Consider the following 26,862-nt stretch of genomic DNA (forward strand, 5'->3'; position numbering starts at 1 on the left):
GCTCAATTAAAACTGCAAATTTTGGCTAAGTGAAATTAGATATTTATGAGTAAAAAACTCATGCATTTTTAGACGCAAAGGTCGAGTTTGATGACGCTTGAAATACTTAGATAATATGGATAAAGAGCACTGCCAGTGCTCGTAAATGCCAAATAATACATTTATGGCTTCAAGTCACTTTGTCTACCCCAGAAAAAGTGTGTTCATACAATAGATCAAGCTCGTTTCTGAGCAACAATAAAGTTATCACTGCATTAATACACCAATACAGAATGGGCATGATAAGCACACATTTGTTTTTACAATTTCGTCGCTGTAAGTGAGCTTACATCGCTCAAAGTGAATGCTCACTGGCGTCTTTTGAAATTCGTCGTGTATCAAAGATAATTGAGTTTTTCAGTTTGTGGCAAGGTATAATTACGGTTAGATGTTGGCATATCTTCGAAGTTAACGAGCAAGCATCATTGTTTTCATTCGGATTTTTATAAGAATCCGAAATGGGACAACTATGTACTTTAAGCTATGTTGCCAGAAAGAGAGTTTTAACAGCAGAGATCAAGCAAAAACCAAGATGTAAATTAGATTTGTCGCCATTTGGTCGCCACTTCATTAAGTTTCTATCATAAGTTTTTGATTTTATAGGTTTAAAAATTACAGTGAATATAAAGCTTTACTACGTACATGACCCTATGTGCAGTTGGTGTTGGGGTTACAAACCAACCATTGACAAATTAAAACAGCAGCTACCAGGGGTGATTCAGTTCGAGTATGTGGTGGGTGGGCTTGCGCCAGATACTAATCTGCCAATGCCACCAGAAATGCAGCAGAAAATTGAGCAAATTTGGAAACAAATCGAAGCGCAACTTGGTACCAAATTTAATTACGATTTCTGGACGCTATGCACTCCGGTGCGCAGTACGTACCAAGCCTGTCGAGCGGTTATCGCAGCAGGTTTTCAAGATTCTTACGAGCAGATGCTAGAAGCGATTCAGCACGCGTACTATCTGCGCGCTATGCCACCTCATGAAGAGGCGACCCATTTGCAGTTAGCAAAAGAGATCGGATTAAACGTTCAACAGTTTAAGAACGACATGGATGGCGCGTTACTAGAGGGTGTTTTTGAAGATCAATTGAGCTTAGCGAAAGGTTTGGGCGTGAATGCTTACCCGAGTCTGGTTCTACAAATTGATGATGCTTATTTCCCTATTGAAGTGGATTACTTGTCGACAGAAGCGACACTTAAGCTTATTCGAGAGCGCATCATTGAGAACATGCCAGCGCAATAAGCTTCGCTTTATTCGTTACGATGTAAATAACTAAAAGCCGCTCAATCGAGCGGCTTTTTCGTAGCTGTCCATTTTACCGTTTTGGCTTTCGGTTCGTTTTAATCATTATGAACAGAGGATTAAAGTACCATCGCAGCAATCCAACCGAAGATGATCAGTGGAATGTTGTAGTGGATAAAGGTTGGAACAACGGTTTCCCAAATGTGCTCGTGTTGCCCGTCTGCGTTTAGGCCTGATGTTGGACCTAATGTTGAGTCAGACGCTGGAGAGCCAGCATCACCTAGAGCGGCTGCCGTACCAACGAGTGCGATGGTTGCCATTGGCGAAAAGCCAAATGCCAGCGCGAGTGGAACGTAAATGGTTGCTAGGATTGGGATGGTCGAGAATGACGAACCAATACCCATCGTAACTAATAGGCCGACAACGAGCATAAGCAGGGCGGCAAGAGGCTTATTATCGCCAATACTGGTCGAAAGTGATTGAACCAGTGTTTCCACGCCACCCGTTTGTTTCATTACCGCTGCAAAGCCTGCCGCTGCGATCATGATGAAACCGATCATCGCCATCATGTGCACACCTTTAGTGAAAACATCATGGGTTTCTTTCCATGCGATAACACCACCGAATGTAAACACCATGAAACCAGCAAGCGCCCCGATGATCATTGAGCCAGTGTAAAGTTGCACGCTGAGTGCGGCAATAATACCCAGAACAGCGACAAAAATGTGCTTCTTATTGAGTTTTTCACCTGACTCATGAACAACGGTTAGTTCCGTTTCTTTGTACTCACGTGGTTTACGGTAGCTGACAAAAATAGCAGTTAAAAGACCAAAGACCATACCCGCGCCAGGCAATAGCATAGCTGTTGGGACTTGGCTCGCGACAACATCAGTCAAACCGTTGTCATGTAGGTTCTTCAAAAGAATATTGTTGAGAAAAATACCACCAAAACCGATCGGTAGAACCATGTATGGCGTGATCAGACCAAAAGTCAGGACACAAGCAACCAAACGACGGTCTAGCTTCAGCTTCGCAAATACACCAAGTAGAGGTGGAATTAAAATTGGAATGAACGCAATGTGGACTGGGATAACGTTCTGAGAAGACATAGTAACAAGAACAAGAGCGACAAGTACGGCGTACTTTAGGCCCGTTGTAGAAGCGGCGGTGTCTTTACCATTTAAACGTTTGATGACGCTTTTAGCAAGTAAGTCGGTGATCCCCGATCTTGAAATCGCAACGGCGAATGTACCAAGCATTGCATAACTCAACGCAATAGTTGCACCACCACCAAGGCCACTTTCAAATGCAGAGACGGTGTCTCCAAGGCTCATGCCAGCAACAAGGCCACCAACGATGGCACTAAACGTGAGGGCTACCACCACGTTTACGCGCATCAATGCTAATACAAGCATGACGCACACAGATATAACGACAGGGTTCATACTATTCCCAATATGTTGTGTTTATTTATTATTCTTCGTCGACAAGCGGCCAACCGCCAAGGGCCTTCCATTTGTTGACGATGCCACAGAATAGCTCTGCAGTTTTTTGCGTATCGTAAAGCGCCGAATGTGCTTCACGATTGTCGAATTCCATCCCAGCAGTTTTACATGCCTTGGCCAGTACGGTTTGTCCATAGGCAAGTCCACTTAATGTCGCGGTGTCAAAAGTGGCAAAAGGATGAAAAGGGACTCTTTTCAGCTTACAGCGCTCATTGGCTGCATTTACAAAACTTAGATCGAATGCAGCATTGTGTGCAACCATAATCGCACGAGAGCAGTCTTCTGCTTTTTGCTCTTTACGAATTAGCTTATAAATTTCTTTTAGTGCTTCTTGCTCAGACACGGCGCCCCGTAAAGGGCTAAACGGATCTCGAATACCAATAAAATCTAAAGCTTCTTTCTCTAAATTGGCCCCTTCGAAAGGCTCGATATGAAAATGAATGGTGGAAGCCGGATGCAGATCGCCGTTTTCATCCATCGATAAGGTTACGGCACAGATTTCCAAAAGTGCATCAGTTTGCGCATTGAAACCTGCGGTCTCAACGTCAACTACCACTGGGAAATAACCACGAAAGCGTTTTTTCAAGGTTAGAGCTTCATTTTCTATAGTCATGTTGGTTTATTTTAGTGTGACGAACATTGCATTATTGCAGATTATATCGATGAGAAAAACCGCAATTTTAGATAAATGTAAAATTCTGTTTTACATATCGTGTCGAAGATTTATAACCAAAAACGGTGGTTGAGAACATCCACTATTCTCGTGATGTTATTTATCGCTTTATTTACTTGCTAGAACGGCGTAAAAACCGTACGGCGCATAAAATAACTCGCTGTATTTCTCTTTATGTATTCATTTAACTCTTTGTTACTTAAGTAAATAGTATGGAAATTGGCTTGGGGGTGGATGTTTGAGTTAGATAATACAAAGGGTAATGCTATTTTTAATCGGTATTTCAAATAGACATGACATGGTGACAAAAGCACGATATTGGCGGGATTTTTGCATAAATAGATTCGTTTTTAATTGATTCAACGAAGCGGCAATTGACTGCCGTGAGAGATTGTACCCAGATGAATAGATGGCTAGTAACCACCGGTATTGCGTTGTCCTTGTTCAGTGTGAGCAGTGTTGCCTCGATGGGGAAGCGTTATGTTGCCACACCACAACAATCTCAGTGGGAAATGGTGATGAATACGCCTTTGGAATGCCAACTTGTTCATCCGATTCCAAATTTCGGTGATGCGGTATTTTCATCTCGTGCGAGTAAAAAAATTAACTTGGATTTTGAGTTAAAAATGCGTCGTCCCATGGGAGAGACGCGCAACGTGAGTTTGATTTCTATGCCTCCGCCATGGCGACCTGGCGAGCATGCAGATCGTTTAACGAACCTCCAATTTTTCAAACAGTTTGACGGCTATGTGGGTGGGCAGACTGCTTGGGGTATCCTCTCTGAGTTAGAGAAAGGGCGTTATCCTACGTTTAGTTATCAAGACTGGCAAAGCCGCGATCAAAGAATTGAGGTCTCATTGTCATCGGTGCTTTTTCAAAGCAAATACAATGCGTTTAGTGATTGTATCTCGAATTTGTTGAAATACAGTTTTGAAGACATCGCATTCACCATTCTTCATTATGAACGTCAAGGCGATCAGCTGACTAAGGCTTCGAAAAAGCGTCTTGCTCAGATTGCCGATTATGTTCGACACAATCAGGACATTGATTTGGTATTAGTCGCTACTTATACCGATTCAACGGATGGTAAAAGTGCAAGCCAGAGTCTGTCTGAGCGCAGAGCTGAATCGCTGCGGGCGTATTTTCAGTCACTCGGTTTACCAGAGGATCGAATCCAAGTTCAAGGCTACGGTAAGCGTCGCCCAATTGCAGATAATGGCTCTCCAATTGGCAAAGATAAGAACCGCCGAGTGGTCATTTCTCTTGGGCGAGCACAAGTCTGACGAGACATTAAAAGTGGAACGACTGAAAAGCGCCGGAGTTTTACTCTGGCGTTTTTTATATAGCATGACGTCTTGAGCTTTTTATATAGCGGGAAGTACGATTTATGAATCTCAGTTTAAGCGGAATTTTGCGATGATTTCGCAGTTTGTTGCGGTATCAATTTTTTCTACTTGCTTGGCGATTGATGGATTTGGGTGGCGCTTCATAAAATCTATTAGTGCTTTTGTACAACAGCCTATGGAGTCAATGAAGCTCGCGCAGTTCTTGTTTGGGCATTGAGGAATCAATGTCAGTACTTTTTCTGAAGCCAATTGAAGATATTTGAGCTCATACTCGGTATCTCCTGCCCAACGCCAAAATTGCGCAAGATTGTGGCATGAAATGACAGAAATCAAGAGGCGCTCATCGGCATCGATTTCAATGCACTCGCTGATATCTTCACTTAAGCTAAGTGCTTGTTGGTAATGGAGAATACTTCGAATAGGGTCATCAAGTTGAAGTGCTGTATCGGCAAGAAGTGTGTGCTGTTCCCATTCACTGATCATTATCGCTGTCCCGCATATTCATGTCGCGGCAAAACCTAAACGATAATCATTATTATGTAAAGTGGTTTGTTTATCTGTTTTGATAAATTACAGGCAGATCTCAGATCTGCCTGTAATGTGCAAGTTTTAATGCGGGGGAGTGTTAACCCTCTAGCCCTGCAGATGCTTGTTTGTTTTGGATCAGCTCTATCATGTAACCATCAGGATCTTTAACGAAAGCGATATGTGTACTGCCACCTTTTACTGGACCTGGCTCACGCGTAACGTTGCCACCTGCCGCTTTGATTGCATCGCATGTTGTGTAGATATCGTCCACACCAATTGCGATATGACCAAAAGCAGTGCCTAGGTCGTATTCTGTCTTACCCCAGTTGTAAGTCAGCTCGATAACGGCACCGTGAGATTCATCACCGTAACCTAGGAATGCGAGCGTGTATTCGTACTCTTTGTTTTCGTTAGTACGAAGTAGCTGCATACCCATTACTTCAGTGTAGAATTTGATTGATTTGTCTAAATCACCCACGCGTAACATGGTGTGAAGAATTCGACCGTTTGACATTTTTTGCTCCTAGCGATTGTTTCAGACGAGTTTATTCGTCTGGGTACACTTTTTCTTTGAATTCACATAAATCTTCGATGATGCAGCTTCCACAGCGTGGTTTTCTAGCCACACAAGTGTAGCGCCCATGAAGGATCAGCCAGTGGTGTACATCAAGCTTAAACTCTTTTGGCACTACTTTGAGAAGTTTTTCTTCTACGTCGTCGACGGTTTTACCCATTGCAAATTTAGTGCGATTTGAAACGCGATAAATGTGCGTATCGACAGCGATGGTCGGCCAACCAAAGGCAGTATTCAGTACGACGTTAGCGGTTTTTCGTCCAACGCCGGGTAGCGCTTCAAGTGCTGCACGATCCTCGGGCACTTCACCATTGTGTTTTTCTAATAAGATCTTACATGTCTTAATGGTGTTTTCTGCTTTCGAGTTAAATAGCCCGATGGTTTTGATGTATTCCTTTAACCCATCGACACCCAAATCAAGAATGCCTTGTGGCGTATTGGCAACAGGGTAGAGTTTGTCTGTTGCTTTGTTCACGCTTACATCCGTCGCTTGTGCAGAAAGCAGGACGGCGATGAGTAACTCAAATGGAGTGCTCCAGTTGAGCTCTGTTTGAGGATGGGGGTTGTTTTCTCGAAGTCGTTCGAGAATTTCAATTCTTTTGATTTTATTCATTGCTGACTTCCAAACCCGTCTTTGCGGTTTATGAAAAAGGCCCTACGAGTGGTAGAGCCTTGATTTTATAATTTTTATATTATGCGTTAGTGACGCGAGCACGCTCAATAGCAGGCTTTTCTTCTTTCGGCTGACGTGCCTGAATTGAGCTATCGATAACGTTTTTCAGTGCAATTAAAAGCCCTACGCCGATGAAAGCACCTGGCGGTAACAATGCTAGTAGGAAGCTGCTATCGAAGTGGAATACTTGAATACGCAGTGCGGCAGCCCAGTCACCTAATAGTAGGTCGGCACCATCAAACAATGTTCCGTTACCGATAAGTTCGCGCATCGCACCCAGTATGACCAATACTGTTGTCATACCTAAGCCCATCCAAAAACCATCAAGTGCAGCAGGCAGTGGATCGTTCTTTGATGCGTATGCTTCTGCTCGACCGATGATAATACAGTTGGTTACGATCAGTGGGATGAAGATACCCAGAGATAAATACAAACCGTAAGCATAAGCGTTCATCAATAGCTGAACACAGGTCACTAATGCTGCGATGATCATAACGAAAACAGGAATACGGATTTCTTTCGGTACGTAGTTACGGATCATTGAAACCGTCACGTTTGACCCGACTAGAACCAGTAAGGTTGCAATACCCAAACCAAGTGCGTTGGTAACGGTAGAAGAAACCGCAAGCAAAGGACATAGCCCAAGAAGTTGCACTAAGGCTGGGTTATTACTCCACATGCCGTTTTTCATTAGCAGTTTATTTTCACTCATGACTTTCTCCTGCACAGTCTAGCGGCTGGTTCAGAATATCATTACGGGATTTGTTTACGTAATTTACCGTGTTTCTTACCGCTTTCACTACCGCACGAGGGGTAATGGTTGCGCCAGTAAACTGATCGAAGTCACCACCATCTTTGCGAACATGCCAAGAATTCCAGTTTTCTTCGGTCACTTGTTTTCCTGTGAAACTCAAAATCCAATCCGTTACGCGCAAATCAATTTTATCACCCAATCCCGGTGTTTCTTGGTGGCTTAAGATTCGGGAACCAAGAATTTTGCCTTGATTATCGATACCCGTAATGATCTTAATTTCACCATTGTAGCCATCTGGGGCGATAGACTCGATCGCCATAGCCGTTGGTTGACCATCTTTGGTTGCGATATATGTTGGCATTGAGCGCACGGTGCCTAGGTCGGGTGCAGATACCATAGTACATGACGCGACCAAATTATTGTCATGCATCTCTTGTGGGATTACTTGGTTAAGAACAGAGAGCAGTTGTTTTTGCTCCTGTAGCTTAATTTGATCTTTAGTCAGGTACTGAGTCAGTGCCACAAGACCGGTTGTTGCACAGGCGAAGATTGCCAGTGTCAGACCATTTTTTCTAATAGCGGTTAACATGTTTACCTCAGTGACCGTAAGTTCTTGGTTTGGTGTAGTAGTCGATCAACGGCACACACATATTGGCAAGCAGAACGGCGAATGCAACGCCATCTGGGAAGCCGCCCCAACTTCGAATAATAAATACCAATGCGCCGATAAGCGCACCAAAAATTAAGCGACCTTTCACCGTAGTAGAAGCTGAAACAGGATCCGTTGCGATGAAGAATGCACCTAACATCGTTGCACCTGATAGTAGGTGGAAGATTGGTGATGCAGTTTCTCCCGGCGTTAGTAAGCTAAATGCACCGCTTAAAATCGTTAAGCTTGCAAGAAAACCGGCTGGAATGTACCACTGGATGATGCGCTTTTTGATCATAACAAGACCGCCGATGAAGTAGGCGATATTGACCCATTGCCAACCAATACCCGCAAGACTGCCAAACATTGGTTGAGATAGCACTTCACTTGGCGTTGCTCCTGAATGGATACCTGTTTTAAACGCATCCAATGGTGTTGCCATTGTCACGCCATCGACACCGGCACGCACCTGTTGTAGCGATAAACCATCAAAGTCGTAGCCAGTGAAGATGATCGATAAAGTATCAGCAAAGCTGACATGCTCAGTCATCAAGGATGACGGTGCACTCCAACTGGTCATTTGCAGCGGAAAAGAGATCAGCAATACAACATAAGCAACCATTGCTGGGTTGAATGGATTTTGACCAATTCCACCGTATAAGTGCTTGGCAATGACAATAGCAAAGATCAAACCAATGACCATGATCCACCATGGAGACCAAGGTGGGATCGCGACAGCCAGTAGCCATGCGGTTACGATTGCACTGTTATCACGCAGCGCACGCATTGGCGAGCGTTTACGAGCTAGCATGACTAAAGCTTCGAGTGAAACTGCGATTGCAATCGCGAACACCAATTGGATGAGCGTTCCCCAACCAAAGAAATAGGTTTGAGCCACTAAGCCAGGGAGAGCGCACAGCGCTACCCACTTCATTAGGTCAGGCGTGCTACGACGGCTGTGAGCATGTGGTGAACTGGCAATAAAAAACGACATTACTCGTTCTCCTCAGTATTATTTTTATTTGCTTCTTGCTGAGCTTTGCGTGCTTTGGCACGAGCAATGGCAGCAGCGACAGCGGCTTTCTTTGGATCGTCCGTTTGCTCAGTTGGTTCAGCGGTTTCAGCAGGCTCTGCTGATTGTTCTTGCTGAGCTTTACGTGCTTTGGCGCGCGCAATGGCAGCAGCGACAGCGGCTTTCTTTGGATCGTCCGTTTGCTCCGTTGGTTCAGCGGTTTCAACAGGCTCTGCTGATTGTTCTTGCTGAGCTTTGCGTGCTTTAGCACGAGCAATGGCAGCAGCGACAGCAGCTTTCTTTGGATCGTCCGTTTGCTCAGTGGGTTCAGCGGTTTCGGAAGGCTCCGTTGATTGTTCTTGCTGAGCTTTTCGCGCTTTAGCACGAGCAATGGCAGCAGCAACAGCGGCTTTCTTTGGATCTTCAGATTGTTCAGCAGATGCTTCTGTTTCAGCAGGCTCTGCTGATTGTTCTTGCTGAGCTTTGCGCGCTTTAGCACGAGCAATGGCAGCAGCAACTGCAGCTTTCTTCGGATCGTCAGCTTGCTCCGTAGGTGTTTCCGCTTCTGCAGATTCCGTAGAGTCTTCTTGCTGAGCTTTGCGCGCTTTAGCACGAGCAATCGCAGCGGCAACAGCAGCTTTCTTCGGATCTTCCGTTTGTTCTGCTGGCGCTTCAGCTTTTACAGACTCGGTTGAATCTTCTTGTTGTGCTTTTTTCGCTTTAGCTCGGGCGATAGCTGCCGCGACGGCTGCTTTCTTATCACCCGCTTCAGTAGGTGTTGATGTGTCTTCTTGTTGAGCTTTTTTCGCTTTAGCTCGGGCAATCGCTGCAGCAACGGCTGACTTTTTATCATCAGCACTTTCTACAGGTGCTTCGCCTTGTTCTTTTTCGGCCTTGCGTTCACGAGCAAGACGTTTGCGTTCTTCACGCAATTTCGCCATTTCTGAGTTATCCGGTTCAGCTGCGCCTGATTGAGCTGCGGCCGCTTGTTTGGCTTTTGCTTTCGCAATTGCGGCAGCAACCGCAGGTTTCATTGCCGGCTCTGCTTGTGCCTCGGTGTTTTCTTTTTGTGCTTTCACACGAGCAATCGCTGCAGCAATCGCATCGTCACCGCCCGATGACTTCATATCTTTACGACGGTCATCAGCGGCTTTCTTAAAGCGATTCTCGCGTTCTGTCTTTTCGCGCTCCATACGTGCTTTTTTCTCTTCGAAGCGCAACTTGGCACGTTCTGCTGATGCCGCTTCTTGAGCGCGAGTACGGATTTCAGCTTTCGCTTGGCGATAGTATTGAACCAGTGGAATTTCACTAGGACACACAAACGCACACGCGCCACACTCAATACAATCTTTTAGGTTTAGCTCTTCTAACTTGTCGTATTCTTGGCTCTTTGCATACCACTGAAGTTGCTGTGGCAATAGCGAAGCTGGGCAAGCTTCAGCACATTGGCTACAACGGATACATTCCATTTCGTATTGGTCCGATACAATCTCTCGACGTTTCGGTGCCAAAATACAGTTTGCTGTTTTTGTGATTGGAACTTGAGCGTGGGGGAGGGTGAAGCCCATCATTGGACCGCCCATGATCAGGCGCTGAAGTTTCTTATCCGCTTTGTAGCCAAATTCATCCAACAGCGCTTGAACTGGTGTGCCAAGAAGCGTCCAAACGTTACGTGGTTGCTTAAAGGTTTTCCCTGTCAGCGTCACGATACGATTGATCATTGGCTCGCCATTAACAACGGCACGTTTAATTGAATACAGAGACCCCACGTTTTGCACCAAGATGCCAATGTCTGCAGGAATAGCACCGCTTGGTACTTCTTTGTTGGTCAGAATTTTGATGAGCTGTTTCTCACCACCAGATGGGTACTTGGTTGGGATAACGCGGATCACGATGTCTTTGTTCATCGCCGCTTGCTCTAGCGCTTTGATTGCCGCTGGCTTGTTATCTTCTATACCGATGATGGTCAGTTTTGGCTTAAGGATATGCTCGACGATCTCGATACCTTGGATCAGTTCGTCCGCATGCTCTTGCATGAGTTTGTCATCGGCAGTGATATAAGGTTCACATTCTGCCGCGTTGACGATAAGAATTTCAGTACGCGCAATACCTGATTGGATTTTCTTAGCTGTTGGGAAGCCTGCGCCACCCATGCCTGAAATGCCTGCAAGACGAATAACGTCAATCAGCGTATCGGCAGACTCTTGGGTGTAATCGGCAACCGGCGTTTTTTCACACCAAGTGTCGTTACCATCAGGCGTAATCACGGCGCACAGTTCGCTCAAGCCCGATGGGTGAGCAACAGTACGTGGTTCGATCGCGGTAACTTGACCAGAAGTCGGGGCATGAACAGGAACGGTGAAGCCACTGTCTGAAGCCGTTAATTGTTGACCTTTCAACACTGTGTCGCCGACGGTAATCAATAGATTACCTGCTTTACCAATGTGCTGCTTTAACGGCAGGACGATTTCTGATGGAATGGCAGCATGAACCAAGTCAGCTTTGTTGGATTGCTTTTTATTTTCTGCCGGATGCACGCCACCTGGGAAATCCCATAGCGAACCAGTACGAATTTGTTCAATCAAAGACAACATATGAAACCTTATTTAATTGAATCAGTCACGTTCGCTGCGTTAGCAGCATCCGTAATGTTAACCACTGGAATGGCGTTGAGTTTCCACTTCCAGCTCTCTGTGGTGGTTTCCACAGGAATCATTTCAATACAGTCTGTTGGGCAAGGGGATACACACAAGTCACAACCGGTGCATTCGTCTTTGATGACGGTATGAACGGCTTTTGTGCCGCCGACGATCGCATCAACCGGACAGGCTTGAATACACTTAGTACAACCGATACACATATCTTCATGGATGAAAGCAACGGTTTTTACCTTGCTGTCGAGATCGTGTGCCGACTCTTCTGCTTCAACACCCATCAAATCTGCCAGCTTTTCAATGGTTGCTTGACCACCTGGAGGGCACTTATTGATTTTATCGCCGTTAGCAATTGCTTCAGCGTATGGGCGACAGCCAGGATAGCCGCATTGTCCACATTGTGTTTGCGGAAGAATAGAGTCAATTTGGTCAACAATGGGATCCGCTTCTACTTTAAAGCGAATGGATGCAAAACCAAGTATGGCACCGAATACCGCTGCAAGGGCTGCAAGCGCGATGATCGCTATTAGAATGGTACTCATCGTTTACTTCACCAAACCTGTAAAGCCCATAAAGGCAAGAGACATCAGGCCCGCAGTGATCATCGCGATAGAGGCGCCTTTAAATGGAACCGGCACGTCAGCTGCAGCGATACGCTCACGCATGGAAGCAAACAAGATCAGAACCAGTGAGAAGCCGACAGCCGCACCAAAACCGTAAATGATCGATTCGATGAAATTGTGGTTCTCATTGATGTTAAGCAGAGCTACACCTAGAACCGCACAGTTCGTCGTGATCAATGGTAAAAAGATGCCCAGCAGACGATAAAGGGTTGGACTGGTTTTGTGCACAACCATTTCGGTAAATTGCACCACAACGGCGATCACCAAAATAAAGCTCATGGTTCTTAAGTATTCAATGCCCAATGGACGAAGAATGTAGCTTTCTACTAGATAGGCGCACACAGATGCAAGCGTTAGCACGAATGTCGTTGCTAGGCCCATACCAATGGCAGTTTCCAGTTTTTTAGACACGCCCATAAAAGGACACAAGCCCAAAAACTTCACCAGTACAAAGTTGTTCACTAGCACAGTGCCAACCAACAACAAAATATATTCGGTCATAGTTATTACGTTCATAAAATCCGATCCCGATATTATCGTGTTTTGTGACACCAATAACAACCAGTGAACGGTGTGGTTTTATGCACACGATGGAAAAATATACGTCTCTGTGATGGGAGTGGATGAATTAATAAGAAATTGAAAACTTTGATGAATGGTTGTTAACAAAGACAAGCGCAATTACCGCCACTGATTTAACGCACGTGTTGTTGATGATTTTGGTGTCACTTCTTGTGGTTTGCCAGAAACGAAAAAAGCTCATACCCCTAATGAGTTAGAGGCATGAGCTTTGATTATTTTACAATCTGGCGATTACAGTTTTTCTGTAAAGGTTCGGCTGATCACGTCTTGTTGTTGCTCTCGAGTGAGGGAGTTAAAACGTACCGCATAGCCAGACACTCGAATCGTCAATTGAGGGTACTTCTCTGGATGTTCAACTGCATCCAATAACATCTCTCGGTTTAGAACGTTGACGTTAAGATGTTGGCCACCTTCAATCGCAATGCCCTCGTTGCTTGCTTCGTGATGGAAGTAACCATCCATCAATGCGGCTAGGTTTTTCTTTTGACTCAACTCATCTTTACCCAATGCGTTAGGCACAATTGAGAAAGTGTAAGAAATACCATCTTTCGCGTAAGCAAATGGCAGTTTAGAAACCGATGCCAAAGACGCAACCGCACCTTTTTCATCACGACCGTGCATTGGGTTTGCCCCCGGGCCAAATGGCATACCTGCGCGACGGCCATCGGGCGTATTACCCGTTTTTTTTCCGTAAACCACGTTAGATGTGATCGTTAGGATCGATTGAGTTGGCACTGCTTCACGGTAGGTGTGCATTTTCTGAATTTTCTTCATGAAGCGCTCAACCAGATCACAAGCGATGTCATCAACACGGGCATCGTTGTTACCAAATTTTGGATAATCACCTTCGATTTCGAAATCAACGGCGATGCCATCTTCATCACGAACGGGTTTTACGGTCGCGTATTTAATGGCTGCCAACGAGTCAGCGACAACAGACAGACCTGCAATACCACACGCCATAGTGCGGTGCACGTCGCGATCCATCAATGCCATCAGTGACGCTTCGTAGCTGTAACGGTCATGCGAGTAATGGATGATGTTCAAGGCTGTGACGTATTGCGTTGCTAGCCATTCCAACATGTTATCGAAGCGTGGCATCAAAGTATCAAAGTCGAGAATTTCATCTTGAACTTTGTCCACTACCGGACCAATTTGCGCTTTTGATTTTTCATCAATACCACCATTGATAGTGTAAAGCAGCGCTTTTGCAAGGTTGGCACGTGCACCAAAGAACTGCATATGCTGACCAACAATCTGCGGGCTCACACAACATGCAATCGCGTAGTCGTCATTATCGAAATCAGGACGCATTAGATCGTCGTTTTCATATTGAACAGAAGAGGTATCAATCGACACTTTTGCCGCGTATTGCTTGAACGCTTCTGGCAATTGCTCTGACCAAAGAATCGTCATGTTCGGCTCAGGAGCAGGACCCATAGTGTGGAGCGTATGTAAGTATCGGAATGTCGTTTTAGATACTAGCGTACGGCCATCAACTCCCATACCTGCCATCGCTTCTGTTGCCCAGATTGGATCGCCAGAGAACAATGAATCGTATTCTGGTGTACGAAGGAAGCGAACCATGCGCAGTTTCATGATGAAGTGGTCGATCATCTCTTGTGCTTGCGATTCATCAATCAAGCCATTTGCGATATCACGTTCTAGGTAAACGTCTAGGAAAGTCGATGTACGACCTAATGACATTGCTGCGCCATTTTGTGATTTAACCGCCGCCAAATAACCAAAGTAGGTAAATTGAATCGCTTCCTGCGCTGTTTTTGCAGGTAGCGACATATCAATGCCGTATTTCAAACCCATTTGACGAATGTCTTCAAGCGCTTGAACTTGGTCTGCAATTTCTTCACGTAGACGAAGCGTTTTCTCAAGATCGCCACCGCGCTCTAGGAAAGTTTGTGTCGAGTTGTATTGCTCTTTTTTGTCCGCTTTTAAGAAGTCGATACCGTAAAGGGCGATACGACGGTAGTCACCAATGATACGACCACGGCCATAGGCATCAGGAAGACCAGTGATGATGCCAGATTTACGACACGCTAAGATTTCTTTGGTGTACAGGTCGAAACATGCTTTGTTGTGAGTTTTGCGGTATTCAGTGAAGATCTTTTCAACCGTTGGATCCAATTCGCGGCCATAAACTTCGCACGAGTTTTTCACCATGCGAATACCACCATTAGCGATGATTGCCCGTTTTAGTGGTTGATCGGTTTGTAAGCCAACGATCTTTTCTAGATCTTTGTTGATGTAACCCGCATCGTGAGAAGTAATCGTTGATGGCAGATCGGTATCAAAATCAACAGGAGCGTGTGTGCGGCTTTCTTGTTTAATGCCTTCAAGGACTTGGGTCCACAATGCTGAAGTGGATGTGCTAACCTCGGCTAAGAAGGACTCGTCTCCCTCGTACGGTGTGTAGTTTTTTTGGATGAAGTCACGAGTGTTGACAGAGTTTTGCCATTTACCAGCAGTGAATCCAGCCCATGCGTCTAGCATATCAGTCGTCGGAATAGTCATTAGTAAACCCCTAAGTTATTGATAAATAGAATGGAGGCGACGAGTAGGACGGAACCATTCTTAACCCTGTCAATCGTAGGGGGTTACCATGTATGAGTAAAATGAATGCTTTTCATTTTTTAGATGATTAAATTGCATTAATTTAAGTTTCAATAACTTATGGATAATCCTGGTGTTGAAACATACAAATATGTTGCTTGATACAGTGAACTTTTGGGCAAATTAAAACTTATGGGTAAATCAATAGTAATACGGATTGAGTGATGGGCTTTTAGTCAGTCGGGGTTGCAAGAGGTAATTTGATGGCGCAACTTAACATCGCACTCATGTTGGTATCGGAGAGCAGATACGAAAAAGCCGCGTCGTTCGACACGGCTTATTCTGGAATGTGGCTCCTCCTGCTGGGCTCGAACCAGCGACCTGCGGATTAACAGTCCGTCGCTCTACCAACTGAGCTAAGGAGGAATTGCTTTGCTTGAAAGCGGGGCAAATATTACCGAGCACTTAAAAACGTGTCAATATTTTAAAAACATATTTTTGTGAAAAATATTTCTTTTCAGGCTTTACTTTTTTGTAGTCCTTGCCAGTAAAGGGCTAGCATTACTTATCCACTAAAATTGTGGATAAGTATGTTGATGAAATCTGAGTAACATTGTCTTATATGCAACAGGTATTGTTAATGTGTGAGATTTTTATGCAATTTCGCATCTAATACACCGATAAAACAAGAGATTATTGGAGTTGTAGGAAATATAACCAAGTTGGTTGAAAATTATTTTACTGGGGATAAAAATGCGTTTTAGCTGATTTTGGGGAAAACTTGTGGAAATAAATCTTTAGTGAACCAGGGCGGTCCGTCTTGTAGGGCGAAGAAATATATCAGAGTCAGAAAAAAATGGCTAGTGTTAAGTCAATAAATCGCAAAAATTAATGACAATGAGCTATAAATCCTAGACAAACGTAGATTTCATTTCTCAAGGTGTATATATATACAGCTTCAGTGCAGTAAATTTGAGGGAAAGTATGAGTAAAGTTTATGAGCTGGTCTCTGATTATCAGCCATCAGGCGATCAGCCTACGGCGATCAAAAAGTTATTAGAGGGACTGGATGATGGCCTTGCCCACCAGACACTTTTAGGCGTAACGGGGTCGGGTAAAACTTTCACGTTGGCAAATGTGATCGCTCAGGCCCAACGTCCGGCAATTTTGCTCGCACCGAATAAAACACTTGCTGCGCAACTTTATGGCGAAATGAAAGCGTTTTTCCCAAATAACGCGGTTGAGTATTTTGTTTCTTACTATGACTATTACCAGCCAGAAGCCTATGTGCCTACGACAGACACCTTTATTGAAAAAGATGCTTCGGTTAACGCTCATATTGAACAAATGCGTTTGTCGGCGACCAAGGCACTATTAGAGCGTAAAGATGCGATTATTATCGCTTCGGTTTCTGCTATTTATGGTTTGGGTGATCCAGAGTCGTACCTACAAATGATGCTGCACTTGCGTCGTGGTGATGTGATTGATCAGCGCGATATGCTACGTCGCCTTGCTGAGCTGCAATACTCACGCAATGACGTCGCATTTGAACGTGGCCAGTTCCGTGTTCGAGGGGAAGTGATTGACGTTTTCCCTGCGGAATCAGATCAAGATGCCGTTCGTATTGAAATGTTTGATGATGAAGTGGATTGTATTAGTGTCTTCGATCCGCTGACTGGAGTGGTGAAACAACGTGATTTGCCTCGTTTTACGATTTATCCCAAAACTCACTATGTAACGCCGCGAGATCGTGTGCTTGAAGCGATCGAAAACATCAAAGTTGAGTTGGAATCACGCAAGAAGTATTTGCTAGACAATAACAAACTACTTGAAGAACAGCGTATTAGCCAGCGGACCCAATTTGATATTGAAATGATGAATGAGCTCGGCTTTTGCTCGGGCATAGAAAACTATTCGCGTTACTTAAGTGGTCGAGCGGAGGGGGAGCCGCCCCCAACACTATTTGATTACTTGCCTTATGATGGCTTGCTCATCATTGATGAATCGCATGTGACGGTGCCTCAAATTGGCGCAATGTACAAAGGTGACCGATCACGTAAAGAGACTTTGGTTGAGTATGGCTTCCGTTTGCCGTCTGCGTTGGATAACCGTCCAATGAAGTTTGAAGAGTTTGAAGCCATCTCGCCACAAACGATTTTTGTTTCTGCGACGCCAGGAAATTATGAAATTGAAAAATCAGCGGGTGAGATAGCGGATCAGGTTGTGCGCCCAACAGGGCTGCTCGATCCGTTATTAGAAGTTCGCCCAGTGGCGACTCAAGTTGATGATTTGTTGTCTGAGATCCGAATTCGTTCAGCAAAAGATGAGCGTGTTTTGGTCACTACACTGACAAAACGAATGGCGGAAGATTTAACAGAATATCTTCATGAACATGATGTTCGCGTTCGTTATTTGCATTCGGATATTGATACCGTTGAGCGGGTTGAAATTATTCGTGACCTACGTCTTGGTGAGTTTGATGTGTTGGTTGGAATCAACTTGTTGCGTGAGGGCTTAGATATGCCCGAGGTTTCGCTGGTGGCGATCCTTGATGCAGATAAAGAGGGCTTCTTACGTTCGGAGCGTTCACTCATTCAGACGATTGGTCGTGCTGCACGTAACATTGAAGGTAAGGCGATTTTATACGGTGACTCGATCACTAAATCGATGAAAAAGGCGATAGATGAAACGGAACGCCGTCGTGAAAAGCAGCAGGCCTACAATGCGAAGATGGGGATTGAACCGCAGGCATTGAAGCGCAATATCAAAGACATTATGGAACTGGGTGATATTACCAAGTCTAAGCGTCAACGTAATAATAAGCAGGTACCGCTGTCCAAAGTAGCAGAGCACTCGCAAACTTATGAAGTGATGTCCCCACAACAATTGGACAAAGAGATCAGCCGCCTTGAAGCTGCGATGTATCAGCATGCTCAAGATCTTGAGTTTGAGTTGGCCGCGCAAAAACGTGATGAAATAGAGAAGTTACGCGCGCAATTTATTACCAACAGCTAGAGGGTATTCATCGCTTATCCGTGCTGATGGGGCGACATAACGGTTAGGGATGTCATGGACACAAAAAAATAGCCAATAGGCAGTCGGATCTATTGGCTTTTTTGTGGGCACAGAACCCACTAACAACGTCAGTTGGCTAGGTGACCCGAGGGGTCACTTGAAAGACAGCATGCTTTGTGCCATTTTTTAACATATTGATATTTAATCTAAGTCACTTTGTAAATTTAAGCATTGCAGACAGTTTGTTTGCAAAATGCAATGCGTAATGCGATTATTATTTAAAATACAACAAAAAATGGCTAGATTATGCAACATAAACCAGATGGTCAAAAGTCTCGTTATCTTTTGATGGTTGAAGATACCGCGTCTGTCGCCGCATTATACCGTTCATACCTTACGCCTCTTGGCATCGACATTAACATTGTCGGTACTGGCCGAGAAGCGATCGACAGTTTAAATCATCGCACCCCTGACCTTATTCTGTTAGATCTTCGTCTGCCAGATATGACGGGAATGGATGTGCTACATAAGGTTAAAGATAGTCACCCAAGTGTGCCTGTTATCTTCATGACTGCTCACGGCTCGATTGATACCGCTGTAGAAGCGATGCGTCATGGTTCTCAAGATTTCCTGATCAAACCATGTGAAGCAGACCGATTACGCGTTACCGTAAATAATGCGATTCGCAAAGCCACTAAGCTGAAAAACGAAGCTAACAATCCGGGCAACCAAAGTTATCAAGGTTTTATCGGCAGTAGCCAAACCATGCAGCAGGTTTACCGGACTATTGACTCTGCAGCCAGTAGTAAAGCGAGTATCTTTATCACCGGTGAGAGTGGTACGGGTAAAGAAGTGTGTGCTGAAGCCATTCACGCAGCGAGTAAACGCGGTGATAAGCCATTTATTGCCATTAACTGTGCTGCCATTCCAAAAGACCTCATTGAGAGCGAGTTGTTTGGTCACGTAAAAGGTGCGTTTACGGGCGCTGCTAATGATCGTCAAGGCGCCGCAGAACTCGCCGATGGTGGTACCTTGTTCCTTGATGAGTTGTGTGAAATGGACTTGGATTTACAAACCAAGCTTTTGAGATTCATCCAAACGGGGACATTCCAAAAAGTGGGCTCTTCAAAAATGAAGAGTGTGGACGTGCGCTTTGTATGTGCGACGAACCGGGACCCATGGAAAGAGGTGCAAGAAGGGCGCTTTCGTGAAGATTTGTATTACCGTTTATATGTGATTCCGTTGCACCTGCCACCACTAAGAGAACGTGGTGAGGATGTTATCGAAATCGCTTATTCGTTATTAGGTTACATGTCTCATGAAGAAGGCAAGAGCTTTGTTCGTTTCTCTCAAGACGTGATTGATAAATTTAATCGCTATGAGTGGCCTGGAAACGTTCGTCAATTGCAAAACGTTCTGAGGAATATCGTGGTGCTAAATAATGGTAAAGAGATTACCATCGATATGCTACCGCCTCCGCTTAATATGCCGCTTGTTGGCCGTGCCATTGTAAGCCCAATGCCTCAAAAGGCGATAACGGCGTCAGACATCACCCCGTTATGGATGACTGAAAAAGAAGCCATTGAGCAGGCGATCAAGGCTTGTGATGGGAATATTCCTAGAGCGGCAGGATATTTAGATGTCAGCCCATCAACGATTTATCGTAAGCTTCAAGCTTGGGGAACGAAAGAAGAAAAACAAAACGTATGAATATGGATATATTAAATCAGAGCAAGATAGACCAATTGTCGCTAGATATTGGCAGTGATAATGTGCCTGTTTTGTTGGAAATTTTTCTTGGTGAACTAGACACGTATATTATGAATCTTTCTCGCTTTCAAGCTGAGGAACAAGATGCCTATCTAAGAGAGATTAGCCACGCTTTAAAGAGCAGTGCTGCGAGTTTTGGTGCGGATCAGCTTTGTGAGCTCGCTGTCACGATTGATGCTAAAGTAAAATCGTGTGCGCTAACACCGCAAGGGCCAGAAGTTAATGAGATGCTTAAGCTATTAGAGCGCACTCAAGAGGCTTATCGCGCTTGGACTAAATAATGTTGTTAGAATACGTTTAGAATTACAAAGCCCATCATTGAATGGGCTTTGTTATATATGCTTTTTGAAAATTGACTTATTTGGTGATCAATTGGTTTTCCACAGCAAGTTTTAACTTGTCACGATCGTGGCGCCAATCGCGGTTTGTTGAAGCCAATGATTCTGTGACTACGTTCCAATTATCTAGTACTTCTTGTTCTGTCTCTTCAGCCAGCACGACATCAATTTTTCGACCTTGGCAGGCACGTTCACACCATTCTAGTTTCTGTGCCATGTTCATGCGGCCTGCTGGGCCATATTCTGGGCTTAGGTTCGCAACGAAAATCACTTTCGCTTTACTATTGGTCGCGATAGCTTTGCCAATTTCTGGTAGCAACAGCGGTGGCATGATACTCGTTAAAAAGCTACCAGGACCAAGAATAATGACATCAGCTTCAGATAAGGCGGTGACGGCTTCTTTCGTCGCTGGTACTTCTGGTGATAAATCGAGACGACGTAAATCGGTATCCATTTCATCGACATTGGTTTCACCCGTTACTATCTGTCCGTCGATAGAAAGCGCAGTTAAGTCAGATGGATGCTCAGACATTGGCAGAATATTGACATCGACTTTGAGCATGTTGCGGATCAGGTTGATCGCATCAAGTGGGCGCACGGATAAGTTATCCAACGCTGTTAGCATCAAGTTACCCAGATTATGGCCGTCAAGTTCACCAGTTCCTTTAAATCGATATTCGAACATCATCGAACTAATTGAGGGCTCAGTGATAAGCTGGTTGATGCAATTACGAGTATCCCCCCAAGCAATGCCCCCTTGGCAATGACGAATTCGGCCCGTAGAACCACCATTATCTGTTGTTGCAACAATACCAGTTGCATTGCTACCAAAGTCTTTGAGTGCCGCCAACATACGGCCTAACCCGTGACCACCGCCAACTGCGACCACTTTTTTTTCGGTGTAGATATTCATTTCGTTCTTCTAATAATTGGGCAAAAACGACTACAATTTATCTTAATGAAGAGTGTAACGGTACTTAATAAGCGGTAAATTGTGTCTATTAAGCGGTTTTTTCGTGCTTAAGTCTGGATCCCATTACAAATTTTAAGTATTTTACACAGCAAAGCTATCAGGGGGATTTCCCTTGGTTGCCATAACTCCGAGCTCACTATGCTAAGTCTATGGATAGGCGTTTTGAGCCAGTGACATTCTGTCACAAGGGCATGATTGGAAATGAGCATGCCTCCCGTGTTTGGAAAGGTGTTCCGTGGCGCAACAATTCGAAGACAAATTTCATCGTAAGTTCTATTACTTGCGTCTGTCTGTGACTGACGTATGTAATTTCAAATGTACCTATTGCCTTCCTGACGGCTACAAGCCATCGGGCAATAAAAACTCGTCCTTTTTATCTCTACCAGAGATCAAACGCGTTGTTAAGGCGTTTGCAGATTGTGGTACCTCAAAGGTTCGTATCACTGGTGGTGAGCCGAGTTTACGTAAAGATTTTACTGACATTATTCACTCAGTCGCAACCACGCCGGGTATCAAAAAAGTCGCAACGACGACCAATGGATACCGCATGGCGAAGCAAGTGGCAGAATGGCGTGATGCCGGCCTTACTCATATTAACGTTAGCGTTGATAGCTTAGATCCTCGCATGTTCCATCAAATCACGGGTGAAAATAAGTTCACTGAAGTGATGAATGGTATTGAACGAGCATTTGAAGTGGGTTTTGATCAAGTGAAAGTCAACGTGGTACTGATGAAAGACCTCAACCACAACGAACTTCCGGCTTTTCTTAACTGGATTAAAGATCGTCCTATCCAACTGCGTTTTATTGAATTAATGCAAACTGGTGAGATGGATGATTTGTTTACTAAGCACCATGTCTCTGGTGTCGCAATTCGAAATCAATTAATTGCAAATGGTTGGTTACTCAAAGTTCGTTCTCACAATGATGGACCTGCACAGGTATTCGTTCACCCAGATTATAAAGGTGAAATCGGTCTGATCATGCCTTATGAAAAAGACTTTTGTGAGAGCTGTAATCGACTTCGTGTATCGGCACTGGGTAAACTGCACCTTTGTTTGTTCGGTGATCATGGTGTTGAGCTACGTGACCTGCTAGAACGTGACGAGCAAGAAAACGAATTGATTGAGCGTATCCAAGCGCAACTCCAAACGAAATCCGTGAGTCACTTCTTGCATGATGGCAATACTGGTATGACGCCACATCTTGCGTCTATCGGCGGTTAAATTCAGATTTTACATCAGGAGCTGACGTGGCTTCTGATGACTTTTCCAGAATCGATACCTAGCGTATCAAAATCAAATTAGAGAATAGGTGAACAAATGGGTCACGCTGAAAGCAAATTCCAAGCTGCAAATATTGCCGTTCTAACGGTCTCTGACACTCGTACTGAAGAAAATGACACTTCTGGCGGCTACCTCGTTGAGCATGCAAAAGAAGCGGGTCATAACGTCGTTGACAAACAGATCGTTATTGATGATATGTACAAGATTCGTGCAATTGTTTCTCAGTGGATTGCAGATGAAAATGTACAGGCAATTATGATCACTGGTGGTACTGGTTTTACTTCTCGTGATAGCACTCCAGAAGCACTTAAGCCACTTTTCGACAAAGAAGTTGAGGGTTTTGGTGAATTGTTCCGTCAAGTGTCTTATGAAGAAATAGGCACATCAACGATTCAGTCTCGTGCGATCGCAGGTTTTGCTAACCACACCGTGATTTTCGCGATGCCTGGATCAACAGGTGCATGCCGTACTGGTTGGACAAAGATCATCAAGCAGCAACTGGATGCAAGCCACCGTCCTTGCAACTTCATGCCACACCTATCTGTATAACCTTTCTAAAAGGCGAACAAAAACGATGACCCAATTTACCCATATCAATGCGTCCGGCGAAGCAAACATGGTGGACGTATCTGCAAAAGCGGAAACCGTTCGTGAAGCACGCGCAGAAGCGTTTGTACACATGGCCCCAGAAACACTACAACTGATTGTTTCTGGTCAGCACCATAAAGGTGATGTGTTTGCAACAGCACGTATTGCTGGCATTCAAGCTGCAAAGAAAACTTGGGATTTGATCCCACTTTGTCACCCGCTATTGTTGTCTAAAGTTGAAGTTCAATTGGAAGCAATTGAAGCGGAAAACAAAGTTCGTATCGAGTCCGTATGTAAGCTTGCTGGCAAGACAGGCGTAGAAATGGAAGCGTTAACAGCGGCTTCTGTAGCAGCATTGACGATTTACGATATGTGTAAAGCGGTACAAAAAGATATGGTGATTGGTCAAGTTCGTTTATTAGAAAAAACGGGCGGTAAATCAGGACACTTCAAGGCGGAATAATGATTAAAGTACTTTTCTTTGCTCAAACTCGCGAGCTCGTTGGTATTGATAGTCTTGAGCTAGAAGACCAATTTGATAGCGTGGAAGCGATCCGAGCACACTTAGTCGATGTTGGTGCAAACCAAGACGGTAAGTGGGACCTAGCTCTTGAGCCGGGTAAGCTGTTAGCAGCGGTAAATCAATCGATTGTTCCGTTAGATACGCAAGTAAAATCGGGCGATGAAGTCGCTTTCTTCCCGCCGGTAACAGGGGGCTAAGATGGATCCTCGCGTTTCTGTACAAGTAGAAGACTTTTCTGTTGATCATGAGTACCAACGACTATCTGAGGGGACAGCCTCTGGTGCGGTAGTGACATTCATCGGTAAAGTTCGCGATATGAATCTTGGCGATAATGTCATTGGACTACATCTTGAGCATTATCCGGGCATGACTGAGAAAAGTCTGATTGATATCTGTGATGAGGCCGAATCACGTTGGCCACTGCTAGGCGTTCGTGTTATTCACCGTGTTGGAGATTTAGATACCGGCGACCAAATCGTTTTTGTTGGCGTTTCTAGCGCGCATCGTGGCGCAGCGTTTGATGCTTGCGAGTTCATCATGGACTTCTTGAAAACTAAGGCTCCATTCTGGAAAAAAGAGCGAACAACCAGTGAGAACCGCTGGATTGAGTCACGTGAGACTGATCATCAGGCTGCGCGACGCTGGGAAAAGTAAAGCCATTACTGCGTTACCTATCTGATATGAAAGGCCAGAGGTTAATCCCTCTGGCCTTTTTCATTCTGGCTTTTTGTTCTTCCATGCCTTTATCTAATGCAAATTATACCAAGTATTCATCTGCTTTTTAGTCACGGTGATGTTGCTCACAATACAGCAATATCGAGCGATACATATACGATTATTGGTTAGACGCTAAGAGTTGCAAATGTTAATTTGTTGCGAAATACCTAGCGAATGATGCTAAAAATTCGTTTAATTTTAGATTTATCGATAGTTTTAGCTGCAAAGCGGACGCGTTAGTTCCTATTTCGCTAAGCAATACTTTTTGTTTGGTATTTATTGCTAAATATAAGCACTAATTACAGAATTATTAGTTTTTTTGCCGATTGTTTATGGCAAATTACTTTGATGATTGCTAATGTGTGCCGCAGTCTTTGTAAGGTTTTAGAGTTTTATGCTCAAAATGTGCACAAAAAAATTCTAAAGCACTGACCGTTCCAGAGCCTTACAAAGAAGTCATGGATGCTAATGAAAAACTTGGAGTTTTACGCATGTATAAGAACAAAATCACCAAAGCCCTTCTTCTAGGTGCTGGTCTGGCAGTGTCTGCTACTTCTACTATTGCTTTTGCTGCTGATGTTCCAGCAGGTACTAAACTTGCTGATAAACAAGAACTTGTTCGTGGTAACGGTACTGAGGTTGCGACGATTGACCCGCACAAATCTCAAGGTGTTCCAGAGTCGCATGTGATTCGTGATCTTCTTGAAGGCCTAGTGAACCAAAATGCTGATGGTGACACGATTCCAGGTGTTGCTGAACGTTGGGAAACACAAGACAACAAAACGTTTACATTCCACCTGCGTAAAGATGCAAAATGGTCTAACGGCGATCCTGTAACCGCGCAAGATTTCGTGTACAGCTGGCAACGTGCTGTCGATCCTGCAACGGCTTCGCCATATTCTTGGTACATGGAATACACCAAGATGAAAAACGCGAAAGACATCGTTTCAGGGAAGAAAGATAAGAGTGAACTTGGTGTTAAGGCGACTGACGATCACACACTTGTGGTTGAGCTAGACACCGCTGTTCCATACTTTGTCATGATGGCGGGCCATACGACAATGAAACCAGTTCACCAAGCAACCGTTGAAAAGTTTGGTGACCAATGGACTAAACCGGAAAACTTTGTTGGTAATGGTGCTTATGTTGTTAACAAATGGGTTGTGAATGAGCGTCTTGAACTGGTTCGTAACGCTCAGTATTGGGAAAACGATAAGACCGTTCTCAATAAAGTGACTTACCTTCCAATCGAGAACGGTGTTGCTGAGATGAACCGCTTCTTGTCTGGTGAAATCGACTTTACGTCCAAGCTGCCAACTGAGCACTTCAAACGTTTGAAGAAAGAACACCCAGAGTCGGTATCGGTTGAGGGTAGCCTATGTACGTACTACTACTCATTCAACACTAAAAAAGAACCATTTAACGACCCTCGTGTTCGTAAAGCGATTTCTTACGCGATTGACCGTGACATCGTTGCAAATGCGATTCTTGGCCAAGGCCAGAAGCCTGCTTACTTCCTCACGCCTGAAATTACAGCGCACTTTGACCCTGAACTACCGGTTTACGGCAAGATGACGCAAAAAGAGCGTAACGCTGAAGCTGCACGTTTACTTGAGGAAGCGGGTTACGGTAAGAGCAATCCTCTTAAATTCTCTCTTCTATACAACACGGATGAAAACCACAAGAAACTAGCAGTAGCGCTAGGCTCTATGTGGAAGAAAACACTTGGTTTAGACGTTACGCTCGAAAACCAAGAGTGGAAAACATACCTATCTACTAAAGACCAAGGTGATTTCGAAGTCGCGCGCGCAGGTTGGTGTGGTGACTACAACGAAGCATCTTCTTTCCTAACCCTTATGGTGAGTTCGAACACAACAGGTGGTCAGCACTGGGGCAACAAAGATTACGATGCTCTGATTGAAAAGGCGATCCAATCGACTTCAGAAGAAGAGCGTACGGCAATTTACCTAGAAGCTGAAAAACTGATGGCGAAAGATATGCCAATCGCGCCTATCTATCAGTATGTTCGTTCACGTCTGCTTAATCCGCACGTTGGTGGTTTCCCTGCAAACAACGCGGAAGAAAAGATCTACTCAAAAGATCTTTACATCAAAGCTCAGTAATAACTTAGCTTCAAGACTATAAGAATAAGGCCTGCACGTACCTATTTTGGACGTGCAGTGCCTACTATCAAATTTTTTAACTGTCACAGACTGAAAGAGTGAG

At 44.5% G+C, this 26,862-nt stretch carries 24 protein-coding genes, 1 tRNA gene and 1 riboswitch; of the genes, 11 read left to right on the forward strand and 14 right to left on the reverse strand.

Features of this window, described 5'->3' with window-relative positions:
* Positions 1 to 656 precede the first annotated feature (656 nt).
* On the forward strand, positions 657 to 1,286 hold the full coding sequence (locus VA249_RS04515) for a DsbA family protein (RefSeq protein ID WP_211919732.1): 630 nt from the start codon (positions 657 to 659) through the stop codon (positions 1,284 to 1,286).
* A 119-nt stretch (positions 1,287 to 1,405) separates the two neighbouring features.
* Here the strand turns inward: VA249_RS04515 and VA249_RS04520 are convergent, their stop codons facing one another.
* Complete coding sequence (locus tag VA249_RS04520) at positions 1,406 to 2,731, reverse strand: Na+/H+ antiporter family protein (protein ID WP_221069100.1); 1,326 nt, start codon at positions 2,729 to 2,731, stop codon at positions 1,406 to 1,408.
* Between the two features lie 28 nt (positions 2,732 to 2,759).
* Positions 2,760 to 3,404, reverse strand: a complete 645-nt coding sequence (rnt, locus tag VA249_RS04525) for a ribonuclease T (protein WP_221069101.1) — start codon at positions 3,402 to 3,404, stop codon at positions 2,760 to 2,762.
* Between the two features lie 461 nt (positions 3,405 to 3,865).
* Here rnt and motY point away from each other — a divergent pair, with 461 nt between their 5' ends.
* On the forward strand, positions 3,866 to 4,747 hold the full coding sequence (gene motY, locus VA249_RS04530; RefSeq protein WP_221069102.1) for a flagellar protein MotY: 882 nt from the start codon (positions 3,866 to 3,868) through the stop codon (positions 4,745 to 4,747).
* Between the two features lie 111 nt (positions 4,748 to 4,858).
* Here the strand turns inward: motY and VA249_RS04535 are convergent, their stop codons facing one another.
* From VA249_RS04535 to VA249_RS04585, 11 genes are all read right to left on the reverse strand, one after another.
* Positions 4,859 to 5,293 carry a DUF2753 domain-containing protein gene (locus VA249_RS04535; protein ID WP_221069103.1) on the reverse strand — a complete coding sequence of 145 codons (435 nt, stop codon included), beginning with the start codon at positions 5,291 to 5,293 and terminating at the stop codon, positions 4,859 to 4,861.
* A gap of 142 nt (positions 5,294 to 5,435) precedes the next feature.
* Positions 5,436 to 5,852 carry a lactoylglutathione lyase gene (gene gloA / locus VA249_RS04540; RefSeq protein WP_221069104.1) on the reverse strand — a complete coding sequence of 139 codons (417 nt, stop codon included), beginning with the start codon at positions 5,850 to 5,852 and terminating at the stop codon, positions 5,436 to 5,438.
* 31 nt (positions 5,853 to 5,883) lie between these two features.
* Positions 5,884 to 6,525, reverse strand: coding sequence for an endonuclease III (gene nth / locus VA249_RS04545; protein WP_221069105.1), 642 nt, complete (start codon positions 6,523 to 6,525; stop codon positions 5,884 to 5,886).
* Between the two features lie 79 nt (positions 6,526 to 6,604).
* Positions 6,605 to 7,297 (reverse strand): electron transport complex subunit E, encoded by a 693-nt coding sequence (locus VA249_RS04550; protein WP_221069106.1) that lies wholly within the window; start codon positions 7,295 to 7,297, stop codon positions 6,605 to 6,607.
* A complete protein-coding gene (gene rsxG, locus VA249_RS04555; RefSeq protein ID WP_211919727.1) occupies positions 7,290 to 7,928 on the reverse strand; it encodes an electron transport complex subunit RsxG in 639 nt (212 codons plus the stop codon). The genes VA249_RS04550 and rsxG overlap by 8 nt, the downstream gene beginning before the upstream one ends.
* Before the next feature lie 7 nt (positions 7,929 to 7,935).
* Complete coding sequence (gene rsxD / locus VA249_RS04560; RefSeq protein WP_128811259.1) at positions 7,936 to 8,982, reverse strand: electron transport complex subunit RsxD; 1,047 nt, start codon at positions 8,980 to 8,982, stop codon at positions 7,936 to 7,938.
* Positions 8,982 to 11,594: an electron transport complex subunit RsxC gene (gene rsxC / locus VA249_RS04565; protein ID WP_221069107.1), complete on the reverse strand. Its 2,613-nt coding sequence runs from the start codon at positions 11,592 to 11,594 to the stop codon at positions 8,982 to 8,984. The genes rsxD and rsxC overlap by 1 nt, the downstream gene beginning before the upstream one ends.
* An 8-nt stretch (positions 11,595 to 11,602) precedes the next feature.
* Entirely contained in the window at positions 11,603 to 12,196 is a 594-nt protein-coding gene (rsxB, locus tag VA249_RS04570) for an electron transport complex subunit RsxB (protein ID WP_128811257.1), read from the reverse strand.
* Between the two features lie 3 nt (positions 12,197 to 12,199).
* Positions 12,200 to 12,778, reverse strand: a complete 579-nt coding sequence (rsxA, locus tag VA249_RS04575) for an electron transport complex subunit RsxA (protein WP_042523119.1) — start codon at positions 12,776 to 12,778, stop codon at positions 12,200 to 12,202.
* 312 nt (positions 12,779 to 13,090) lie between these two features.
* The gene (pflB, locus tag VA249_RS04580; protein ID WP_221069108.1) at positions 13,091 to 15,388 is read right to left on the reverse strand and encodes a formate C-acetyltransferase; all 2,298 of its coding nucleotides are present in this window, start codon (positions 15,386 to 15,388) and stop codon (positions 13,091 to 13,093) included.
* 389 nt (positions 15,389 to 15,777) lie between these two features.
* Positions 15,778 to 15,853: transfer RNA gene (locus tag VA249_RS04585), tRNA-Asn, on the reverse strand.
* Between the two features lie 558 nt (positions 15,854 to 16,411).
* On the opposite strand from VA249_RS04585, the gene uvrB reads away from it, so the two are divergent.
* The 3 genes from uvrB to luxU all read left to right on the forward strand — a co-directional run bounded on the left by uvrB (position 16,412) and on the right by luxU (position 20,493).
* Complete coding sequence (uvrB, locus tag VA249_RS04590) at positions 16,412 to 18,442, forward strand: excinuclease ABC subunit UvrB (RefSeq protein ID WP_221069109.1); 2,031 nt, start codon at positions 16,412 to 16,414, stop codon at positions 18,440 to 18,442.
* A gap of 306 nt (positions 18,443 to 18,748) precedes the next feature.
* Positions 18,749 to 20,152, forward strand: a complete 1,404-nt coding sequence (luxO, locus tag VA249_RS04595; RefSeq protein WP_221069110.1) for a quorum-sensing sigma-54 dependent transcriptional regulator LuxO — start codon at positions 18,749 to 18,751, stop codon at positions 20,150 to 20,152.
* Positions 20,149 to 20,493, forward strand: coding sequence for a quorum-sensing phosphorelay protein LuxU (gene luxU / locus VA249_RS04600; RefSeq protein ID WP_221069111.1), 345 nt, complete (start codon positions 20,149 to 20,151; stop codon positions 20,491 to 20,493). Before luxO ends, luxU begins: the two co-directional genes overlap by 4 nt.
* Before the next feature lie 76 nt (positions 20,494 to 20,569).
* Here luxU and VA249_RS04605 read toward each other — a convergent pair whose 3' ends face one another.
* Positions 20,570 to 21,463 (reverse strand): YvcK family protein, encoded by an 894-nt coding sequence (locus VA249_RS04605; protein ID WP_221069112.1) that lies wholly within the window; start codon positions 21,461 to 21,463, stop codon positions 20,570 to 20,572.
* Between the two features lie 173 nt (positions 21,464 to 21,636).
* Positions 21,637 to 21,770: riboswitch (molybdenum cofactor riboswitch) on the forward strand.
* Between VA249_RS04605 and moaA the strand changes: the two genes are divergently transcribed.
* The 6 genes from moaA to VA249_RS04635 all read left to right on the forward strand — a co-directional run bounded on the left by moaA (position 21,759) and on the right by VA249_RS04635 (position 26,759).
* Positions 21,759 to 22,748 (forward strand): GTP 3',8-cyclase MoaA, encoded by a 990-nt coding sequence (moaA, locus tag VA249_RS04610; protein ID WP_221069113.1) that lies wholly within the window; start codon positions 21,759 to 21,761, stop codon positions 22,746 to 22,748. Its footprint overlaps the riboswitch before it by 12 nt.
* A 96-nt stretch (positions 22,749 to 22,844) precedes the next feature.
* Entirely contained in the window at positions 22,845 to 23,357 is a 513-nt protein-coding gene (gene moaB, locus VA249_RS04615; protein ID WP_128811251.1) for a molybdenum cofactor biosynthesis protein B, read from the forward strand.
* A 25-nt stretch (positions 23,358 to 23,382) separates the two neighbouring features.
* Positions 23,383 to 23,859: a cyclic pyranopterin monophosphate synthase MoaC gene (moaC, locus tag VA249_RS04620; protein WP_005433216.1), complete on the forward strand. Its 477-nt coding sequence runs from the start codon at positions 23,383 to 23,385 to the stop codon at positions 23,857 to 23,859.
* Positions 23,859 to 24,116: a molybdopterin synthase sulfur carrier subunit gene (gene moaD, locus VA249_RS04625; RefSeq protein WP_221069114.1), complete on the forward strand. Its 258-nt coding sequence runs from the start codon at positions 23,859 to 23,861 to the stop codon at positions 24,114 to 24,116. Before moaC ends, moaD begins: the two co-directional genes overlap by 1 nt.
* 1 nt (position 24,117) lies before the next feature.
* Positions 24,118 to 24,573: a molybdopterin synthase catalytic subunit MoaE gene (gene moaE, locus VA249_RS04630; protein ID WP_221069115.1), complete on the forward strand. Its 456-nt coding sequence runs from the start codon at positions 24,118 to 24,120 to the stop codon at positions 24,571 to 24,573.
* Between the two features lie 554 nt (positions 24,574 to 25,127).
* Positions 25,128 to 26,759: an ABC transporter substrate-binding protein gene (locus tag VA249_RS04635; RefSeq protein WP_221069116.1), complete on the forward strand. Its 1,632-nt coding sequence runs from the start codon at positions 25,128 to 25,130 to the stop codon at positions 26,757 to 26,759.
* Positions 26,760 to 26,862 lie beyond the last annotated feature (103 nt).

Origin of the sequence: Vibrio alfacsensis (assembly GCF_019670485.1) — a bacterium.
Lineage (GTDB): Bacteria > Pseudomonadota > Gammaproteobacteria > Enterobacterales > Vibrionaceae > Vibrio > Vibrio alfacsensis.

Coding starts and splice junctions, on each gene's coding strand:
- VA249_RS04520 (WP_221069100.1), bottom strand. CDS start 2,731: ATGAACCCTGTCGTTATATCTGTGTGCGTCATGCTTGTATTAGCATTG.
- rnt (WP_221069101.1), bottom strand. CDS start 3,404: ATGACTATAGAAAATGAAGCTCTAACCTTGAAAAAACGCTTTCGTGGT.
- motY (WP_221069102.1), top strand. CDS start 3,866: ATGAATAGATGGCTAGTAACCACCGGTATTGCGTTGTCCTTGTTCAGT.
- VA249_RS04535 (WP_221069103.1), bottom strand. CDS start 5,293: ATGATCAGTGAATGGGAACAGCACACACTTCTTGCCGATACAGCACTT.
- gloA (WP_221069104.1), bottom strand. CDS start 5,852: ATGTCAAACGGTCGAATTCTTCACACCATGTTACGCGTGGGTGATTTA.
- nth (WP_221069105.1), bottom strand. CDS start 6,525: ATGAATAAAATCAAAAGAATTGAAATTCTCGAACGACTTCGAGAAAAC.
- VA249_RS04550 (WP_221069106.1), bottom strand. CDS start 7,297: ATGAGTGAAAATAAACTGCTAATGAAAAACGGCATGTGGAGTAATAAC.
- rsxG (WP_211919727.1), bottom strand. CDS start 7,928: ATGTTAACCGCTATTAGAAAAAATGGTCTGACACTGGCAATCTTCGCC.
- rsxD (WP_128811259.1), bottom strand. CDS start 8,982: ATGTCGTTTTTTATTGCCAGTTCACCACATGCTCACAGCCGTCGTAGC.
- rsxC (WP_221069107.1), bottom strand. CDS start 11,594: ATGTTGTCTTTGATTGAACAAATTCGTACTGGTTCGCTATGGGATTTC.
- rsxB (WP_128811257.1), bottom strand. CDS start 12,196: ATGAGTACCATTCTAATAGCGATCATCGCGCTTGCAGCCCTTGCAGCG.
- rsxA (WP_042523119.1), bottom strand. CDS start 12,778: ATGACCGAATATATTTTGTTGTTGGTTGGCACTGTGCTAGTGAACAAC.
- pflB (WP_221069108.1), bottom strand. CDS start 15,388: ATGACTATTCCGACGACTGATATGCTAGACGCATGGGCTGGATTCACT.
- uvrB (WP_221069109.1), top strand. CDS start 16,412: ATGAGTAAAGTTTATGAGCTGGTCTCTGATTATCAGCCATCAGGCGAT.
- luxO (WP_221069110.1), top strand. CDS start 18,749: ATGCAACATAAACCAGATGGTCAAAAGTCTCGTTATCTTTTGATGGTT.
- luxU (WP_221069111.1), top strand. CDS start 20,149: ATGAATATGGATATATTAAATCAGAGCAAGATAGACCAATTGTCGCTA.
- VA249_RS04605 (WP_221069112.1), bottom strand. CDS start 21,463: ATGAATATCTACACCGAAAAAAAAGTGGTCGCAGTTGGCGGTGGTCAC.
- moaB (WP_128811251.1), top strand. CDS start 22,845: ATGGGTCACGCTGAAAGCAAATTCCAAGCTGCAAATATTGCCGTTCTA.
- moaC (WP_005433216.1), top strand. CDS start 23,383: ATGACCCAATTTACCCATATCAATGCGTCCGGCGAAGCAAACATGGTG.
- moaD (WP_221069114.1), top strand. CDS start 23,859: ATGATTAAAGTACTTTTCTTTGCTCAAACTCGCGAGCTCGTTGGTATT.
- moaE (WP_221069115.1), top strand. CDS start 24,118: ATGGATCCTCGCGTTTCTGTACAAGTAGAAGACTTTTCTGTTGATCAT.
- VA249_RS04635 (WP_221069116.1), top strand. CDS start 25,128: ATGTATAAGAACAAAATCACCAAAGCCCTTCTTCTAGGTGCTGGTCTG.